Source organism: Kribbella sp. NPDC026596 (assembly GCF_040638415.1).
Lineage (GTDB): Bacteria > Actinomycetota > Actinomycetes > Propionibacteriales > Kribbellaceae > Kribbella.
On the sequence record NZ_JBEZYF010000010.1, the window covers coordinates 117,330 to 132,903 of the forward strand.

17 protein-coding genes are annotated in these 15,574 nt (G+C 68.8%); 6 read left to right on the plus strand and 11 right to left on the minus strand.

Annotated features, from left to right (window positions below):
* Positions 1 to 7 precede the first annotated feature (7 nt).
* Complete coding sequence (locus tag AB0E63_RS11015; RefSeq protein WP_360364157.1) at positions 8 to 613, plus strand: phosphatase PAP2 family protein; 606 nt, start codon at positions 8 to 10, stop codon at positions 611 to 613.
* A gap of 47 nt (positions 614 to 660) precedes the next feature.
* On the opposite strand, the gene rplL is transcribed toward AB0E63_RS11015, so the two are convergent.
* The 7 genes from rplL to AB0E63_RS11050 form a co-directional block, all read right to left on the minus strand.
* Positions 661 to 1,047, minus strand: a complete 387-nt coding sequence (gene rplL / locus AB0E63_RS11020; protein ID WP_133789427.1) for a 50S ribosomal protein L7/L12 — start codon at positions 1,045 to 1,047, stop codon at positions 661 to 663.
* Positions 1,048 to 1,115: 68 nt separating this feature from the next.
* Entirely contained in the window at positions 1,116 to 1,730 is a 615-nt protein-coding gene (rplJ, locus tag AB0E63_RS11025) for a 50S ribosomal protein L10 (protein ID WP_360364159.1), read from the minus strand.
* Between the two features lie 220 nt (positions 1,731 to 1,950).
* Complete coding sequence (locus tag AB0E63_RS11030) at positions 1,951 to 3,144, minus strand: MFS transporter (RefSeq protein ID WP_360364161.1); 1,194 nt, start codon at positions 3,142 to 3,144, stop codon at positions 1,951 to 1,953.
* Complete coding sequence (locus AB0E63_RS11035; protein ID WP_360364163.1) at positions 3,144 to 3,962, minus strand: IclR family transcriptional regulator; 819 nt, start codon at positions 3,960 to 3,962, stop codon at positions 3,144 to 3,146. The genes AB0E63_RS11030 and AB0E63_RS11035 overlap by 1 nt, the downstream gene beginning before the upstream one ends.
* Positions 3,963 to 4,012: 50 nt before the next feature.
* Positions 4,013 to 4,417, minus strand: coding sequence for a RidA family protein (locus tag AB0E63_RS11040; protein WP_360364165.1), 405 nt, complete (start codon positions 4,415 to 4,417; stop codon positions 4,013 to 4,015).
* A 15-nt stretch (positions 4,418 to 4,432) separates the two neighbouring features.
* Positions 4,433 to 5,167 carry an IclR family transcriptional regulator gene (locus tag AB0E63_RS11045; RefSeq protein WP_360364167.1) on the minus strand — a complete coding sequence of 245 codons (735 nt, stop codon included), beginning with the start codon at positions 5,165 to 5,167 and terminating at the stop codon, positions 4,433 to 4,435.
* The gene (locus tag AB0E63_RS11050; RefSeq protein WP_360364169.1) at positions 5,164 to 6,150 is read right to left on the minus strand and encodes a sugar kinase; all 987 of its coding nucleotides are present in this window, start codon (positions 6,148 to 6,150) and stop codon (positions 5,164 to 5,166) included. The genes AB0E63_RS11045 and AB0E63_RS11050 overlap by 4 nt, the downstream gene beginning before the upstream one ends.
* Positions 6,151 to 6,291: 141 nt before the next feature.
* On the opposite strand from AB0E63_RS11050, the gene AB0E63_RS11055 reads away from it, so the two are divergent.
* Genes AB0E63_RS11055 through AB0E63_RS11070 form a run of 4 tightly spaced genes read left to right on the plus strand, consistent with a single transcriptional unit; the run spans position 6,292 to position 11,017 of the window.
* Positions 6,292 to 7,593, plus strand: coding sequence for an amino acid deaminase (locus AB0E63_RS11055; RefSeq protein WP_360364171.1), 1,302 nt, complete (start codon positions 6,292 to 6,294; stop codon positions 7,591 to 7,593).
* A 1-nt stretch (position 7,594) separates the two neighbouring features.
* Positions 7,595 to 9,199 (plus strand): D-aminoacylase, encoded by a 1,605-nt coding sequence (locus tag AB0E63_RS11060; protein WP_360364173.1) that lies wholly within the window; start codon positions 7,595 to 7,597, stop codon positions 9,197 to 9,199.
* Complete coding sequence (locus tag AB0E63_RS11065) at positions 9,196 to 9,834, plus strand: bifunctional 4-hydroxy-2-oxoglutarate aldolase/2-dehydro-3-deoxy-phosphogluconate aldolase (protein WP_360364175.1); 639 nt, start codon at positions 9,196 to 9,198, stop codon at positions 9,832 to 9,834. Before AB0E63_RS11060 ends, AB0E63_RS11065 begins: the two co-directional genes overlap by 4 nt.
* A gap of 4 nt (positions 9,835 to 9,838) precedes the next feature.
* Entirely contained in the window at positions 9,839 to 11,017 is a 1,179-nt protein-coding gene (locus tag AB0E63_RS11070; RefSeq protein ID WP_360364177.1) for a mandelate racemase/muconate lactonizing enzyme family protein, read from the plus strand.
* Here the strand turns inward: AB0E63_RS11070 and AB0E63_RS11075 are convergent, their stop codons facing one another.
* The 3 genes from AB0E63_RS11075 to AB0E63_RS11085 are packed head-to-tail and all read right to left on the minus strand — an operon-like array spanning position 11,018 to position 13,645.
* Entirely contained in the window at positions 11,018 to 11,710 is a 693-nt protein-coding gene (locus AB0E63_RS11075; RefSeq protein WP_360364179.1) for a DUF4097 family beta strand repeat-containing protein, read from the minus strand. It lies immediately after the preceding gene.
* Positions 11,710 to 12,354 (minus strand): response regulator transcription factor, encoded by a 645-nt coding sequence (locus AB0E63_RS11080; protein ID WP_360364181.1) that lies wholly within the window; start codon positions 12,352 to 12,354, stop codon positions 11,710 to 11,712. Before AB0E63_RS11080 ends, AB0E63_RS11075 begins: the two co-directional genes overlap by 1 nt.
* Before the next feature lie 13 nt (positions 12,355 to 12,367).
* Entirely contained in the window at positions 12,368 to 13,645 is a 1,278-nt protein-coding gene (locus AB0E63_RS11085; protein WP_360364183.1) for a sensor domain-containing protein, read from the minus strand.
* Positions 13,646 to 13,810: 165 nt separating this feature from the next.
* On the opposite strand from AB0E63_RS11085, the gene AB0E63_RS11090 reads away from it, so the two are divergent.
* Positions 13,811 to 14,320 carry a hypothetical protein gene (locus tag AB0E63_RS11090; RefSeq protein ID WP_360364185.1) on the plus strand — a complete coding sequence of 170 codons (510 nt, stop codon included), beginning with the start codon at positions 13,811 to 13,813 and terminating at the stop codon, positions 14,318 to 14,320.
* Here AB0E63_RS11090 and AB0E63_RS11095 read toward each other — a convergent pair.
* Positions 14,317 to 15,438 (minus strand): hypothetical protein, encoded by a 1,122-nt coding sequence (locus AB0E63_RS11095; protein ID WP_360364187.1) that lies wholly within the window; start codon positions 15,436 to 15,438, stop codon positions 14,317 to 14,319. The genes AB0E63_RS11090 and AB0E63_RS11095 overlap by 4 nt on opposite strands.
* Between the last annotated feature and the right edge of the window lie 136 nt (positions 15,439 to 15,574).

A 15,574-nucleotide genomic window follows, 5' to 3' on the forward strand; every position in this document is an offset into this window, starting at 1 on the left:
CGCAGGGGTGCGCAGATCGTCCGGATTGAGCCTCGCGACGTTGTCGGCCGGCATCGTCGCGGTGCTCGCGGTCTGGATTGCCGAAGTGGGACCGGTACCCGGCGAGCAGCGGGTGCTGATCTGGTTCCACGACGCCGGCGGCACGACGGTCGAACGGCTCGCCCAGCTCACGAACGACATCACCGATCTGGCTCCGCTCGCAGCGCTCACGGGCGTGTTGCTTACTGTCGTGCTCGCCCTGCGCCGGTGGGTGGATGCCGCGGTCTTCGTGGTGGGAGTCGGTGTCGTCTGGGCGGTCAACCCGCTGCTGAAGGAGATCGTCGGCCGGTCGCGACCCGACCTGTGGCCATTGCCGGAGACGGTCTCGCAGTACGGCTTCCCGGCCGGTCATGCCGCCGACACCGCGGCCGTGGTCGCCATCGTGGTGCTGCTTCTGCGCGTCCGGCGTCGGCAGGTGATCTGGCTGGCCGTCGGCGCCGTGGTACTCGTCATCGTCGGGCTGTCCCAGCTGGTGCTCGGACTGCACTACCCGTCCGACTTGGTGGCCGGTTGGCTGTGGGCCTTCGCCTGGATCGGCTTCGTGCACAACATGACGAAGGGCGGCCCTGGGTAGGACCGCCCTTCGGCGTACTGCTGGATGTGCGGCTCGCGCCGCACGGGTCACTTCAGGGTGACGGTGGCGCCGGCGCCCTCGAGGGCCTCCTTGGCCTTCTCCGCGGCAGCCTTGTCGACCTTCTCCAGGATGGCCTTCGGGGCCGACTCGACCAGGTCCTTGGCCTCCTTCAGACCAAGGCTGGTGAGACCGCGCACCTCCTTGATGACCTGGATCTTCTTGTCGCCGGCGCTCTCGAGAACGACGTCGAACTCGTCCTGCTCCGCGGCCTCTTCGGCAGCGGCGGCCGGGGCGCCCGGGGCGGCGGCCACGGCGACCGGGGCGGCGGCGGTGACGCCGAACTCCTCCTCGAACGCCTTAACGAACTCCGACAGCTCCAGCAGGGTCAGTTCCTTGAACTGGCCGAGGAGCTCTTCGGTGCTGAGCTTCGCCATGGTGGCGGTCCTTCCGTAAACGTGTTGCTGGGTGATCACTGATGGGGGTGTTGCGTGAGGGGGAAGCGTCAGCTCTCGGCCGGCGCGGTCTCCTCGGTGCTCGCCTCGGCAGGTGCCTCGACTGTGTCCTGCACAGCCGGTGCCTCGTCCGCCACGGCTGTGGCGTCCGCGGCCGGCAGCTTGTCCTGCAGCGCCGCGAACAGGCGCGCGGCCTGCGACAGCGGAGCAGCGAACAGCGACACCGCTTGCTGCGGAGCCGCCTTCATCGCACCTGCGAGCTTCGCGAGGAGAACCTCACGCGACTCCAGGTCAGCGAGTTTGTTGATCTCGTCAGTACCGAGTGCCTTGCCTTCCAGCACTCCAGCCTTGATGACGAGCAGGGGATGCGCCTTGGCGAAGTCACGCAGGCTCTTGGCCGCAACCACCGGGTCGCCCTTGATGAAGGCGATGGCCGACGGACCCTCGAGCAGCGAGTCGAACGACTCGACACCCGCGTCCTTGGCCGCGATCTTGGTCAGCGTGTTCTTCACCACGGCGTAGTTCACGTTGTCACCGAGCGCAGTGCGCAGTTCCCGCAGTTGCGCCACGGTGAGTCCGCGGTACTCGGTCAGCACGGCGCCGTTCGAGCTACGGAACTCGTCCGTGAGCTCTGCGACAGCGGCTGCCTTGTCCGGCCTCGCCATGGGGTCTCCTTCTCTTGGCTTCCACGCCTCGGACCCCTGAAAAGGAGAAACGCCCCTGCGCAGGCGCAAGGGCGTGAACATACGAGCTGTCACACTATCCAAGTCACCTACGCGGGCCGCCCACCTGAGTGGGACCTTCAGTCACTCGAAAGTGACAACCAGCGGTCTTCGGCAACATTCATTGTGCCTGACCCACAGTCTGGAACCAAATCGGTTCCAGTCAGCCTGGTTGCTCGCTCACCGGATGCGGTGGGATCCACCGATGCATCGCGGTGGCGGCGGCCCAGCCGGTCCCGGCCATGATCACGATCGCGGGGCCTAGCCCGAGCAGGGCGGTGGCACCCGCGAGCAACAGTGGGCCGGCGCCGTTCCCGGTGTCCGCGAACAACCTGAACGCCCCCAGGAACTGGGCTCTGCCGACCGGTGGAGATGCGTCGGCGCCCAGCGTCATGATCACGCCGGCGCCGAGCCCGTTGCCAACACCCATCAGCAACGCGACCGCGGTCAGCGTCACGGTGGAGTGCGTCAGTGGCAGCAACAGATGCGCGAACCCCAGCACGAACATCGACGGTACGGCGACCCACTTGCGACCGAGGCGGTCCATCACCGAACCGGCTGGATAGAACAGCAGCATGTCCACCGCTCCGGACAGGCCGAAGATGATGCTGGTGGTCTGCGCATCCAGTCCGATGTGCAGCGCCCACAGCGGGATCACCACCTGTCGCGACGCCCGGACCGCGCCGACCAGCAGCGCACCGACGCCAAGGGTCCGCAACACGGGCAGGTGGTCGCGGATCACGACCCAGGTCGACTGGGCGGCGACCGGCCGGCTTCCGCGCGTACGACGTACTGACTCGACGTCGGGCAGGCTCAGCAGGACCACGCAGGCGAGAAGCGCGGCGATGAGGTGCACCCAGTAGGCGCCGTCGGTGCCAAGGAACTTCATCGCGCCGGCACCGAGGAACGGGCCGATGAACGAGCCGATGCGCTGGACGCCACCAAGAGTGGACAGTGCGCGCGCCCGTAGCTCGATCGGGACCGCTTCGCTCAGGTAGGCCTGGCGGGCCAGGCCCCAGACCGCACCGGCCAGTCCGGTGCAGCCGATCGCGATCGCCAGGCCCCAGGCTGTCGGCACCACCAGACAGGCGGCTAACGCTAGTGCGACCAGGACTGTTGCGCCCAGCATCGCCCGTCGTTCACCGATGCGGTTGGTCAGAGCACCGGCGGGGATGTCACCGATCACCTGACCGAGTCCGGCGGCCGCGACCACCAGTCCAGCCACGGCTACCGAGGCACCGAGATGCGTGGCCGACAGTGCGACGACCGGTGCGATCGCGCCCTGCCCGATGCCGTAGAGCAATGCGGGCAGATAGACCGCGGGTGCGATCTTCCACAGATCTTTGGCCTGGGACATCACCGGCCGCCGGCCAGCGCCGTACTGCGATCCCGAGCAACCGGCGTGGCACCGAGCAGCTCGGACACCGACCACGCGGCGCCGACGATCCTCATCCCGAACTCCTCCATCCGCTCCACCGGCATCCGCATCTCGGGACCGGAAACACTCAGACAGCCGGCCACCTGACCGGAGTAGCCGAAGACCGGCGCCGCCACACTGCGGATCCCCGGAGTGCGTTCCTCCACGGACATGGAGAAGCCCCGTGCACGGATCTCTGCGAACTGGGCAGCCAGAATGACCGGATCGGTGATGGTCCGCGGCAGCACCTGCTCCAGGCGACCGGCGAGGACCTCTTGCTGCCGCTCCAGCGGCAAGAAGGCGAGCAGTGCCTTCCCGGGCGCTCCGAGCGGCAAGGCGACCGGGATGCCGAACTCCGTGTAGGTACGGCGCAACTGGTGATGGCTCTCGACTTGGTCGAGGACGACGCGCTGCCCGGACGGCAGCAACTCGTGCACGGCCGCGGTTTCTCCGGTGTCGTCACGGAGTACCCGCAGCACGGGCATCGCGGCGTCCCGCAGGCCGGCCGGGATCCCACCGCTGTGGGCCAGCTGAACGACCAGCGGCCCGATCGCATACCTGCGGTGGGCGGTCTGGCGAACCAATCCGTTCTCCTGCATCGCCAGCAGCAGCCGATGCACGGTGCTTGTGGACAGACCGGTCGCTCGAGCCAGGTCACTGATCCCCAGATCGGACGTACGGACGTCGAAGCACCGCAGGATCGCTACCGCCCGGTCGATCGACTGCACCGACCCACGCCGCTCGGCCTGTTCCTGCATTGCGGCATCGTATCCCACAATGCGGGAACAGACCTCGTGTTTCCGAGGGGTCAGCTGAGGACGGCGAGTGCGTCGATCTCGACCAGCATGTCGGGGAGGGGGAGGCCGGTGAAGACGGTGGTGCGGGACGGCAGGACGCCGCTCGGGGTGCGGGTGGACATGAACTCGGCGTACGCCTCGTTCATGGCGGCGAAGTCGTCGCGGGTGGTCAGGTAGACGCGCAGCATCAGCACGTCGTCGATGCTCGCGCCGCCGGCCTTGAGGATCGCCTCGATGTTCTGCAGGACGCGGGTGGTCTGGCTCTTCACGTCGCCGGTGAAGACGAACTCACCGCTGGCCGGATCGACCGATCCCTGGCCGGACACCTGCAGGATGTTGCCCTTGCGCACTCCCTGCGAGAACACCGGCATCGGGGCGGGCGCGTCGCTGGTGGAGATGACGGTCTTGTCGGACATCAGGTCTGACACCTCTCAGTTGTAGTCGGCGGTGATCGCCTTGGTGGTGGCGAGCAGGTCAGGCAGCAGCTCGAGCACCTGGTCATAGTTCAGCAGTACGTCGGGCACCGACACCGACACGGCCCCGACGATCCGCCCGTCGTGGTCCTTCACCGGGGCGCCGATGCAGTTGATGAACGACTCGTGCTCGGCCTTGTCCTGCGCCCAGCCGCGCTCCGATGTGATTGCCAGCTCGTCCCGCAGGTGGTCTGCATCGGTGATCGTGTTCGGCGTGTACGCGCGGTAGTCCATCGACGCCAGCAACGCCTCCCGCTGCCGCTTGGGCTGCGCGGCCAGCAGCACCTTCCCGACCGCGGTGCAGTGCAGCGCCGCCGGTACGCCGACCTGGGAGTACATCCGCACCGACCGCACGCTGTCGAGCTTGTCGATGTAGACGACCTCACCGTTCTCCCAGGCAGCCAGATGCACTGTCTGTCCGGTCTTCTGGTTCAGCTGCCTCAGATGCGGGGCCGCGACGTCCCGTACGACGTGTTGCTCCCGAGCCACATCGGCCAAGGCGAACAGCCGTGAGCCCAACCGGTAGCGATGCGCCTCGTCACGTCGTACGAACCGCTCCGCCTCCATGGTGCGCAGCAGCCGGAGCACTGTGGTCTTGTGGACACCCAGCTCGGTCGCCAGCTGATCCAGCGATCGCTCGCCCTCCCCGAGGCTCACGAGGATCTGCAGTGCTCTCCCAAGACTCTGGCTCATGCCGCGCCGATCTTCGTCGTGGCCCACTCTTCGTCGGAGCAGGTCAACAGCCGCTCCCGGACGGCGAGCTCCAACGGCACTGCGTGGTCCTCGGGCGCGACAAGCACCGCGGCCGCGTTCAGGTGTCCGAGCCGCAGCCGCTGCTTCATCGGCAACCCCTGCAATGTCCCAGCCAGGAAACCGGCCGCGAACGCGTCTCCCGCACCCACCGGCTCGACCACCGCGACCGTGAGTGCCGGAACCTCGGTCCGACGCCCATCCGGCTCCAGGACCAGCGCAGTGTGCGCATCGTTCTTCACCACCAGCGTGCACCGCCGGCCGAGGCGTTCGTGCAGCTCAGCGGGGTCACTGGTCCCCGCGAACACCAGAGCCTCGTCGGCACCGATCAGTACGACGTCAGCCGCGCGGAGCACCCGCCAGAGTGGTTCCGGGTCCTTGTCCCGCCAGAGTGCGGGCCGCCAGTTCAGGTCGACGCTCAAGATGAAGCTGCGGGGCTCTTGGGCCAACCGGTCCAGCATCTCCGCCGCAGTGCTCGAGATCGCCGCAGTGATGCCGGTGGTGTGCACGAGCTCGGCACGCGCCAGCCGATCGCGCACCGCCGGCCGATCCAGGAACTCGGGATCCATCGCCGAGGCAGCCGAACCAGACCGGTAGTAGTGCATCCGGGAGCGCCCGTCCTGGGTCTCCTTCACGTACAGCGCGGTCGGCCGGGTGGCGTCCAGCTCAACACCACCGACCTCGACACCTCGCGTCCGCAGATCACGCAGTACGTGCTCACCGAACCCGTCGTCACCGAGCCGCGAGATCCAGCCGGTCGCGATCCCCAGCGCGGCCAGTCCACCCGCCGCGTTGCACTCGGCGCCACCGACCGACCGCCTGAACGTCTCCACGTCCGCCAGCGGCACCCCGGTCTCCCCGGCGAGCATGACCATCGCCTCGCCGATGCAGATCGCGGCGGGCGTCTCAGGGAGCGGTTCGCGCATCGGCACTCCACGGGTGCGAGGTGATGGGATAGGTGTGAAACACCCGTCATTGACGCAACTTTGGGCGCGATGCTACAACCGTGGAGTCAGTGTGCGCAACGTGCGTTGCACATGCTGCAATTCCAGCTACCAGGGGAACAGATGCCTGCTTACGATGCCGACGCCGTCGCCGCTCTCGCCGACCAGCAGGTGAGCTGGCAGGACAAAGCGCTCCCGCCCGCGTTCTGGGGCCGAACCGTCGCGGAGGTGCTGGCCGACAAGCCCAAGCTCTCCCAGCTGCCCACTCCGCTGATGACGCTGTCCGCCCCCGGCCTGCGGCACAACGTGGACACTCTCGCGCGCTGGTGCACCCGCCACGGCGTCGAGCTCGCGCCGCACGGCAAGACGACGATGGCGCCGGCGCTCTGGGCCATGCAGCTCGACGCCGGTTCCTGGGCGATCACCCTGGCCAACGTCTTCCAGCTCGGCGTCGCCCGCGCGTACGGCGTCCGCCGGGTGCTGATCGCGAACGCGGTGATCTCCCCGCTCCAGCTGCGCTGGATCGCCGACGAGCTCGCGGCCGATCCGGAGTTCGAGGTGCTGGTCTGGGCCGACTCGGTCCGGACCGTCGAGATCATGGAGGCGGCGCGATCGGCGCACGTCGGTCCGGATGCGCGACCGCTCGACGTACTGGTCGAGGTCGGCGGCATCGGCGGCCGGACCGGCGCGCGGGACGCCGAGACCGCGGTGGCTGTCGGCGCGGCGATTGCGGACGCGAGCACGCTGCGGCTGGCCGGCGTCGCCGGGTACGAGGGCGCGATCGGGCACGGCGTGGACGAGGCCGACCTCGAGGAAGTCCGTGCGTACCTGCGCGACCTGGCAGAGGTCCACCATCGACTGCGGGACCGGTACGGCGAGGACGTCGTACCGATCGTCAGTGCGGGCGGAAGCCAGTACTTCGAGCAGGTGGCGAAGGTGCTCGCGTCGCTCGCCGGCGAAGGCGCCCGGGTGGTGCTGCGGTCGGGAGCGTACATCGCCCACGACGACGGGATGTACCGCCGGATGTCGCCGCTCGGCGAGACGCCCCGTACGGACGGCGACCAACTGGTCCCGGCGATGCACGCGTGGGTCCGGATCACCTCCCAGCCCGAGCCCGGACTCGCAATCTTCGACGCGGGCCGACGCGACCTGCCGTTCGACCAGGACCTGCCCGAGCCGCAGCTGATCCGGCCGCGGGACGAGGGTTCGCCGGTCCTCGCGGCCACCGGGATGACGGTCAGCAACCTCAACGACCAGCACGGCTTCCTGCTTTTCGGCGACGTCCCGGTGGTGATCGGCGACGAGCTCCGGGTCGGCCTGTCCCATCCCTGTACGGCGTTCGACAAGTGGGGACTGATCCCGGTCGTGGACGACCCGGACGCGGCCGACCCGGTCGTCGTCGACCTGGTCCGGACGTTCTTCTGACATGGCCGAGCTGCTGATCACCGGTGCGTTGGTGCTGGACGGTTCCGGCGCTCCCGGCGTACGGGCCGACGCGGCGATCGACGACGGCCGGATTGTGGCTATTGGCAACGACCTGCCGGCGGCGCGGCGGACGATCGACGCGGACGGGCTGGTGCTGGCGCCCGGGTTCATCGACATGCACGCACACTCCGACCTGCAGATCCTGGCGAACCCGGACCACACCGCGAAGGTCAGCCAGGGCGTCACGCTGGAGGTGCTCGGCCAGGACGGCCTGTCGTTCGCGCCGATCGACGACCCGACCCGGACCGCGGTACGCCGCCAGATCGCCGGCTGGAACGGCGAGCCCGACGACTTCGACTTCAGCTGGTCCACGGTCGGCGGATACCTCGACCGGCTCGACCAGGGCATCGCTTGCAACGCGGCGTACCTGGTCCCGCAGGGCACGCTGCGGATGATGGTCGTCGGCACCTCGAACCGCACGGCCTCGCGCGCCGAGCTGGACGAGATGAAGCGACTGCTCGCCGAAGGGCTGCAGCAGGGCGCGGTCGGGATGAGCAGCGGCCTCACCTACATCCCCGGCATGTTCGCGACCACCGACGAACTGGTCGAGCTCTGCGAGATCGTCGCGCAGTACGGCGGGTACTACGGCCCGCACCAGCGCTCGTACGGCGAGGGCGCACTGGACGCGTACGGCGAGATGGTCGAGATCGCCCGGCGTTCCGGGTGCCCGCTGCACCTGACACACGCGGTGATGAACTTCGCACCGAACCGGGGCCGCGGCGCCGAGCTGGTCGCGATGATCGACAAGGCCCTCGCCGCGGGCGTCGACGTCACCACCGACACCTACCCTTATTTGCCTGGGGCAACCACTCTGGCGGCGACGCTGCCCAGCTGGACCGCCGAGGGTGGCCCGGACGCCCTGCTGGCCCGGCTCCGGGACCCGGCCGCCCGGGACCGGATCGCTTACGAGATGGAGCAGGTCGGCTCGGACGGCTGCCACGGTTGCGTGATCGAGTGGGACTCCATCGAGATCGGCGGCGTTCGGAACCCGGCGATGAACGACGCCGTCGGCCACACCATCGCCGCGCTCGCCACCTCGGCCGGCCGGCCGCCGGCGGATGTGTTCTTCGACCTGCTGATCGCCGATGACTTGGCGACCTCGATCCTGCAGCACGTCGGCCACGAGGAAAACGTGCGGACGATCATGCGGCACCCGAGCCACACCGGCGGGTCGGATGCGATCCTGGTCGGCGGGAAACCGCATCCGCGGTCGTGGGGGACGTTCCCACGCTATCTGGCCCGGTACGTCCGCGAACTCGGCGTATTGGAGTTGGCCGACTGCATCCATCACCTCACCGGCCGCCCGGCCCGACGGCTCCGGCTCACGGATCGCGGGCTCGTCCGGGTCGGCTATCAGGCCGACCTGGTCCTGTTCGACCCGGAGACCGTCCAGGACACCGCCACCTTCGACACTCCCCGCCGGCAAGCCACCGGCATCCCGTACGTCCTCGTCAACGGCGTCCCCGTCATCGACGACGGCCATCGCACCGACGCGCTGCCTGGCCGCGCGGTCCGCCGTACTCCTGTCCGAGAGGAAGTTGCATGAGCACCACCCTGGATCTGCTGCGCGCGGATCGCGTGCTGACCGTCGTCCGGGCGCCGGAGATCTCCGACGCCCGCGACCTGTGCGCGGCCTTGGTTGCCGGCGGCATCCATGTCGTGGAGTTGACCTACACCACGCCCGACCTCCCCCGGCACCTCGAGCGCGCCGCTTCCACAGCCGCCGAGACCGGCGCGGTCGTCGGTGCGGGCACCGTCCAGACCGGCGCGCAGGCGAAGCAGGCGATCGAGGCGGGCGCGCAGTTCCTCGTCACTCCCGGCCAGGGCCCGGAGGCCGCCGCCATCGCCGAGACCGCACGTTCCGCCGGCATACCCGTCGTCCTCGGCGCCTTCACCCCGTCCGAGGTGATGACGGCGCTGGCCCTCGGCTCCGACGCCGTGAAGATCTTCCCCGCCCACCAACTGGGTCCGAAGTACTTCAAGGATCTCAACGGCCCGTTCCCCGGCGTACCCCTCATCCCCTCCGGCGGTATCAACGCCGGCAACGCCCGCGACTACCTCGCGGCCGGCGCCCTCGCCGTCAGCGCCGGTACCGACGTCGTCTCCCCCGCTGACGTCGCCGCCGCCAACTGGGACACGATCACCACCAAGGCCCAGACCTTCTGCGCTGCCTTGGACTGACGCCGTGAAGGTGACTGCGGTTGAGACCATCCGCCCACAGGTCCAGTCCAACCTGTGTTTCGTCCGCGTGCACACCGACACCGGACTGACCGGCCTGGGCGAGTCGTTCTTCGGCGCTCGCACCGTCGAGGCCCACATCCACGAGACGGTCGCTCCCGCCTTGCTCGGGATGGACGATCCGTCCCCGCAGCACGTGGCCAACCTGCTCACGCCGTACGTCGGCTATCAGGGCGGCGGGGCCGAGTTGCGGGGGAAGGGCGCGGTCGACGTCGCCTTGTGGGATCTGATGGGTCAGGCCACCGGGTTGCCGTTGGCGCGGCTGCTCGGCGGGCCTGTCCGGGACCGGATCGGGACGTACAACACGTGCGCCGGCGTGCGCTACGTCAGTACGACGACCCGGCAGAACTCGTCGAACTGGGGGCTGGCTGAGGATGGCCAGTACGAGGACCTCTACGCGTTCCTGCATCACCCGGCACGGCTCGCCCGTGAGCTGTGGGACGAAGGCATTCGCGGGATGAAGATCTGGCCGTTCGACGAGGCGGCCGAGGCGAGCAACGGCACGGACATCACGCCGCGGGAGTTGGCCGCCGGTCTCGAGATCGTCGCGGCGATCCGGTCGGAGGTCGGCCTCGAGATGAATCTGATGATCGAGTTGCACGGCCTGTGGACCCGGACCGCGGCCGCGAAGATCGCGCGGGCGCTGGCCGAGTTCGGTCCGTACTGGATCGAGGACCCGCTGCGGCCGGATGCCGTCAGTGCCTTGGGTGCGTTGCGGGCGGAGATCGACGTACCGATCGCGACCGGCGAGACCTGCGTCGGCCGGCGCGGCTTCCTTCCGCTCTTCCAGGCCGGCGCGGCCGACGTCGCCACCCTCGACATCGGCTGGACCGGCGGCCTCACCGAGGCCGTCAAGATCGCCTCGCTGGCCGACACTTACTCCGTCCCCATCGCGCCGCACGATTGCACCGGACCGGTCTCGCTGGCGGTCGCCACCCACCTCGTCTGCAGCCAGCCGAACGGGCTGATGCAGGAGACCGCCCGCTCCTTCATCCGCACCTGGTACGCCGACCTCGCCGAGGGCTACCCATCGTTGACCGCCGACGAGATCGTCCTTCCCACGACCCCGGGCCACGGAGTCCGCCTTCACGAGGGACTCGGCCCAACGCAGATCTCCCGCCTATGACTACTGCACGGTGATGCTGCCATAGCTCGTCCGGAGATAGAGGTGGTGGCTCGAGGCCGGGTCGTTGGGGATGTCGAGTTGGTTGGAGCCCTGGGCACTGACAGCATCGACCGCGTACGTCGCTGTCGACGGCAACTGGACAGTGAGAGACCCCTCGCTGGCGGTGGCTCCCACCTGATCAGGCGGGACGTCGAACATCAGGCTGATCGAGCCGCGCCGCGCATCCACTGAAACCTGCGTACTCCGGAGCCGAGTCATGTCGACCGAACCGTCGCTCGCATCCACTGTCAGCGGTGAAGCGACCCCGACGACATCGAGCGAGACCTGCTCGACCTTGGCCTGCACCGCGGACGCCGCCGGAACCTCCACGGTCAGATCCACCCGGCAATGGGCATCCGGGCAACTGGTGTCGATGGTCAGCACACCTCCGGCCGTCGAGATGTCGATCGCCGGCTTGGCCACCGCATACGAACCGTCAACGGTCACATGCACTTGCCCGTCCACACTGGCCAGCAGTTGCGCCGGCACCTCCGACACGACCCGCACCCCCTGCGCCCCGGGAGCGAACGAGGCCGAGTAGCTGTAGGGCAACTTCCCGCGAATCAACGACACCGTCACCGCCGCCCCGGTGACGACAAGCACCAACAACGGCACGAGGCCGATGATCAGCATCCTGCGCTGCGCGGTCGTCATCACGACTCCAGGAACTTGAGTACGGCGAGCACCCGCCGATGCTCACCGTCCGTCGGCGCGAGTCCGAGCTTCAGGAAGATGTTGCTGATGTGCTTCTCCACTGCCCCTTCGCCGACCACCAAGGCCTGCGCGATCCCGCCGTTCGACTTGCCCTCCGCCATCGCCCGGAGAACGTCCTGTTCCCGCCGGCTCAGCACGGCCAGCGGGTCCACGTGCCGCGATCGCACCAGCAGTTGTGAGATCACCTCGGGGTCGAGCGCGGCCCCACCGCCGGCGACCCGGCGCAGCCCGTCGATGAACTGATCCACATCCGCGACCCGGTCCTTGAGCAGGTACCCGACTCCGCCGGGGTTGCCCCCGATCAGTTCGCTGGCATACCGCTCCTCGACGTACTGCGAGAGGACCAGTACGCCGATCTGCGGGAACTGCTCGCGGATCACGAGCGCCGCACGCAAGCCCTCGTCGGTGAACGTCGGCGGCATCCGGACGTCGACCACGCAGACCTCCGGCTGGTGCTCGTCCACCGCTTTGAGCAACGCGTCCGCGTCACCGACGGCCGCGACCACCGTGCAGTTCTCCTCCTCGAGCAACCGCACGATGCCCTCCCGCAGGAGCACCGAGTCCTCGGCGATCACCACCCGCATTCCTCCTGCCTCCTCAGCCACACGGCACCTCGGCGATCAGTACGGTCCCGCGACCCCGTGGGCTGACGAGGGTGATCAGTCCATCGACACCCCCGACCCGGTCGCCCAGTCCACGGATCCCGCCGCCGGTCTCCGCATTCGCACCACCCTTCCCGTCGTCGCGCACCTCGATGCGGAGGTAGTCGGCGATGCGTTCGACCGTGACCCAGGCCTGCGCGGCCTCGGCGTGCTTGGCGACGTTCGTCAGTGCTTCCGTCACGACGAAGTACGCGATCGACTCGACGGTCAGCGACGGCCGCGGATCCACGGCGACCCGGACCTGCACCGGCACCGGCGACCGAGCAGCGACCGCCGAGATCGCCGCGTCGAGACCACGGTCCGTCAGCACCGGTGGATGCAGCCCTCGGGTCAGATCGCGGATCTCGGCGATCGCCTGCATCGCCTCGGAGTGTGCCTCCTCGATCAGGCCACGGACGATCGGATCGCCTTCCCCCATCCGGTTCTTCGCGCGCCCCAGCGTCATCGCGAGCGACACCAGCCGCTGCTGAGCGCCGTCGTGCAGGTCGCGTTCCATCCGCCGCCGCTCGGCCTCGACCGAGTCGACCACCTGCTGCCGGCTCTCCACCAGCTTGGTTACGCGCTCCGCCAGCGCACCGGTCTCGGACCGGCCGAGTAACTCCCGCGCCAACCGGCCGTCCAGGGCGGACGCCGTCCGCATCACCATCGGCGACGCGACGAGCAGGAAGACTCCACCGGTCACCGCCGCCACCGAGGCCTTCGTCATCGTGTCGATCACGAACGGCCCGAGCTGTGCCTGCGACGCGGCGAACCGCGTGTAGTACAGCGGCAACCCGATCAGCACCGGTGGCACCGACCAGGCGAAGAAGATCGCCCCGATCCACACCATTGCCATCGGCAACAGCAGCACGTAGTAGAGGAACTGCCGCCATAGACCCAGGTCCGCCAGCGCCGCCCGGGCATCGGCCACGCGCGAACCGGCCGGCGGTGGTGGTATCAGTGGCGGAACGTCTTGCCCCCGGGTGATCCGCGCCCGCGCCCGCTCCCACCCGGCCACCGCGTAGACGAGCCGGTTCGCGCCGACGGTCAGCGGGATGCCGACGTACGCGAGCGGCCAGGCCAGGATGGCGACGATCACCGAGGCCAGCACCAGCACGCCGGACGTGAGCACGACGATCGCGTCGCCGAGCAGGTGGATCGTTGCCAACCACAAGTACGGCGAGCGCCACAGCCGCCACGGCGTCCGGGGAACCGGACTCGCGATATCCGTCACCCGAACCACCTCCCCGTCTCGGCTCCGGTCGCACGACACAACCTACGTCGCCGTTGCCGGGCCCGACATCGGGATATCCCACGGTTCTCACCGGGGGTTAACCCCACCCCGGTTCGTGGGCTGGCCGGACTGTGCCGAACGGCCGGCGCCGGAATGCTCGACGGTATGACGACGACATTCGACGGCAGGCCGGCCACAACCATAGACGGCACCTTCGGCGACGCGATCGACGACCGCGTGGCCGACGCGCTGGACGACTACATCGCCGAGGGACGGCTGGACGGCAGGATCCGCCCGCGCCGCTCCTCCGGCGGCTTGGCCACCGTGGTTGCCGCGGGGGTCGCGGCCGTGCTGCTGCCCTGGTGCCTGATCCTCGCGGTCACCCTGCCGAGCACCTATCAGGCCGACCATTGGAAGGTCGCGTGGATCGGCCTCGACTGCGGGACCGCGATCGCCGCCGGGCTGACGGCGTACCTGCTGCATGCCCGCAACAGGCACGCCGCCTTGACCGCGATGGCGGCCGGGACGCTGCTGATCGCCGACGCATGGTTCGACGTCAGCACCGCGGCGGCCGGGGTCGACCGCAGCCTTTCACTGGCCGAGGCGCTCCTCCTGGAGCTACCGCTCGCCTTATGCGCGTTCGTCGTCGCCACGCGGGAGCTGCGAAGACGCTAGCCTCCGATCAGTTCCAGGACCGAACCCTCGTGCAGTGCCTGGTAGACCTTGTCCCGCAGGAGATTGGCCTCGGTGTCGGTGAGCGTGCGATCCACCGGTCTGAGGACCAGTCGGACCAGGAGGTTCCGCTGACCTGGGGTCAGTTGGAGGCGCTCACGGGCACCCGTCGGCAGATCGTCGTACGACGTCTCGCCCAGCACCTCCAGTGACTCCGCGGCATCGGCGTCCGCTCCGAGCGCGTCGCGGACCTTGTCACCGAGCACCTCCGCCGACACGTCGGTTGACGCGCCGACGACGACCGAGAGGTCACGGCGTACGGGCGGCATCGACGAGACGGACTTGTACGGCGAGAGGTCCAGCAGCTGACCCGCCACCCGCGGATCCGTTGACCTGAGCAACCGGATGTCGCGAATGCCCTTGCGGAGCATCAGAAGCCGGTCGAGTCCCGATCCCAACGCCAGTCCGGTCCAGCTGTCGTCCAGACCGGCCCGACGGAGGACATCGGGTGCGGCGACACCGCATTCACCGATCTCGATCCACTCATCGCCCAGCAGGACGTCGATCTGCCGACCATGGATCGTGTACGGGTGCACCGCCGGAACGGTCCGGTACGTCTGCCCCGGCAGGATGGTGTCGACCAGACGGGCGATCATGTCTTCCAGTTCGGGTTCTCCGAGCGTCACGTTGCGGCTGATCCGCCACAGGTCGAGCTGATGCGGCGTACCCGTGTGCTGCCAGTCGACCGAGTCGCGGCGGTAGCAGATGCCCGCACAGATCATCAGTACGTCGGACGAATCGGACGCCGCGAGCTCACGCAGGGCCGGGGGGATCATCGCCGAGGTGTGACTTCGCAGTACCTCGGTCTCTGAGGCGTAACGCGTGTAGCGGGCGTCCCTGGTCACCGCGTCACCGGCGTACCCGAGGTTGTCGTAGTTGTCGGCCAGTGGGACCACGGGATGGTCGTGGCGGATCCAGACCTCCGTGTACGGCCAGGATGTGCTGAGCGCCGTACGCAACGAGTCGACGATCAGTTGAATGGCGTGGGGCCCCTGGGCGGGATCAGTGAGGTCGCGCAGGGCGAGGGCAGCGTGCAGTTCTGCCGAAGTGAGGACGGACATGGCTTTCTCTCCAAATGACGGTCTCGACGGGGGATCGATCCACCCCGGTCGGCCGCGGTCACCTCAGGAGAGAGCGCAGCAGCAGCTCACCCCGTCGGCACCGTCGTGCCGGCCGGGGCGTGGAAATCGCCGCCCA

What these genes read in the sequence shown, in the direction of transcription:
- AB0E63_RS11030 (WP_360364161.1), bottom strand. Translation starts at nt 3,144, where the DNA reads ATGTCCCAGGCCAAAGATCTGTGGAAGATCGCACCCGCGGTCTATCTG.
- AB0E63_RS11095 (WP_360364187.1), bottom strand. Translation starts at nt 15,438, where the DNA reads ATGTCCGTCCTCACTTCGGCAGAACTGCACGCTGCCCTCGCCCTGCGC.
- AB0E63_RS11050 (WP_360364169.1), bottom strand. Translation starts at nt 6,150, where the DNA reads ATGCGCGAACCGCTCCCTGAGACGCCCGCCGCGATCTGCATCGGCGAG.
- AB0E63_RS11090 (WP_360364185.1), top strand. Translation starts at nt 13,811, where the DNA reads ATGACGACGACATTCGACGGCAGGCCGGCCACAACCATAGACGGCACC.
- rplJ (WP_360364159.1), bottom strand. Translation starts at nt 1,730, where the DNA reads ATGGCGAGGCCGGACAAGGCAGCCGCTGTCGCAGAGCTCACGGACGAG.
- AB0E63_RS11045 (WP_360364167.1), bottom strand. Translation starts at nt 5,167, where the DNA reads ATGAGCCAGAGTCTTGGGAGAGCACTGCAGATCCTCGTGAGCCTCGGG.
- AB0E63_RS11060 (WP_360364173.1), top strand. Translation starts at nt 7,595, where the DNA reads ATGGCCGAGCTGCTGATCACCGGTGCGTTGGTGCTGGACGGTTCCGGC.
- AB0E63_RS11055 (WP_360364171.1), top strand. Translation starts at nt 6,292, where the DNA reads ATGCCTGCTTACGATGCCGACGCCGTCGCCGCTCTCGCCGACCAGCAG.
- rplL (WP_133789427.1), bottom strand. Translation starts at nt 1,047, where the DNA reads ATGGCGAAGCTCAGCACCGAAGAGCTCCTCGGCCAGTTCAAGGAACTG.
- AB0E63_RS11040 (WP_360364165.1), bottom strand. Translation starts at nt 4,417, where the DNA reads ATGTCCGACAAGACCGTCATCTCCACCAGCGACGCGCCCGCCCCGATG.
- AB0E63_RS11080 (WP_360364181.1), bottom strand. Translation starts at nt 12,354, where the DNA reads ATGCGGGTGGTGATCGCCGAGGACTCGGTGCTCCTGCGGGAGGGCATC.
- AB0E63_RS11075 (WP_360364179.1), bottom strand. Translation starts at nt 11,710, where the DNA reads ATGACGACCGCGCAGCGCAGGATGCTGATCATCGGCCTCGTGCCGTTG.
- AB0E63_RS11065 (WP_360364175.1), top strand. Translation starts at nt 9,196, where the DNA reads ATGAGCACCACCCTGGATCTGCTGCGCGCGGATCGCGTGCTGACCGTC.
- AB0E63_RS11035 (WP_360364163.1), bottom strand. Translation starts at nt 3,962, where the DNA reads ATGCAGGAACAGGCCGAGCGGCGTGGGTCGGTGCAGTCGATCGACCGG.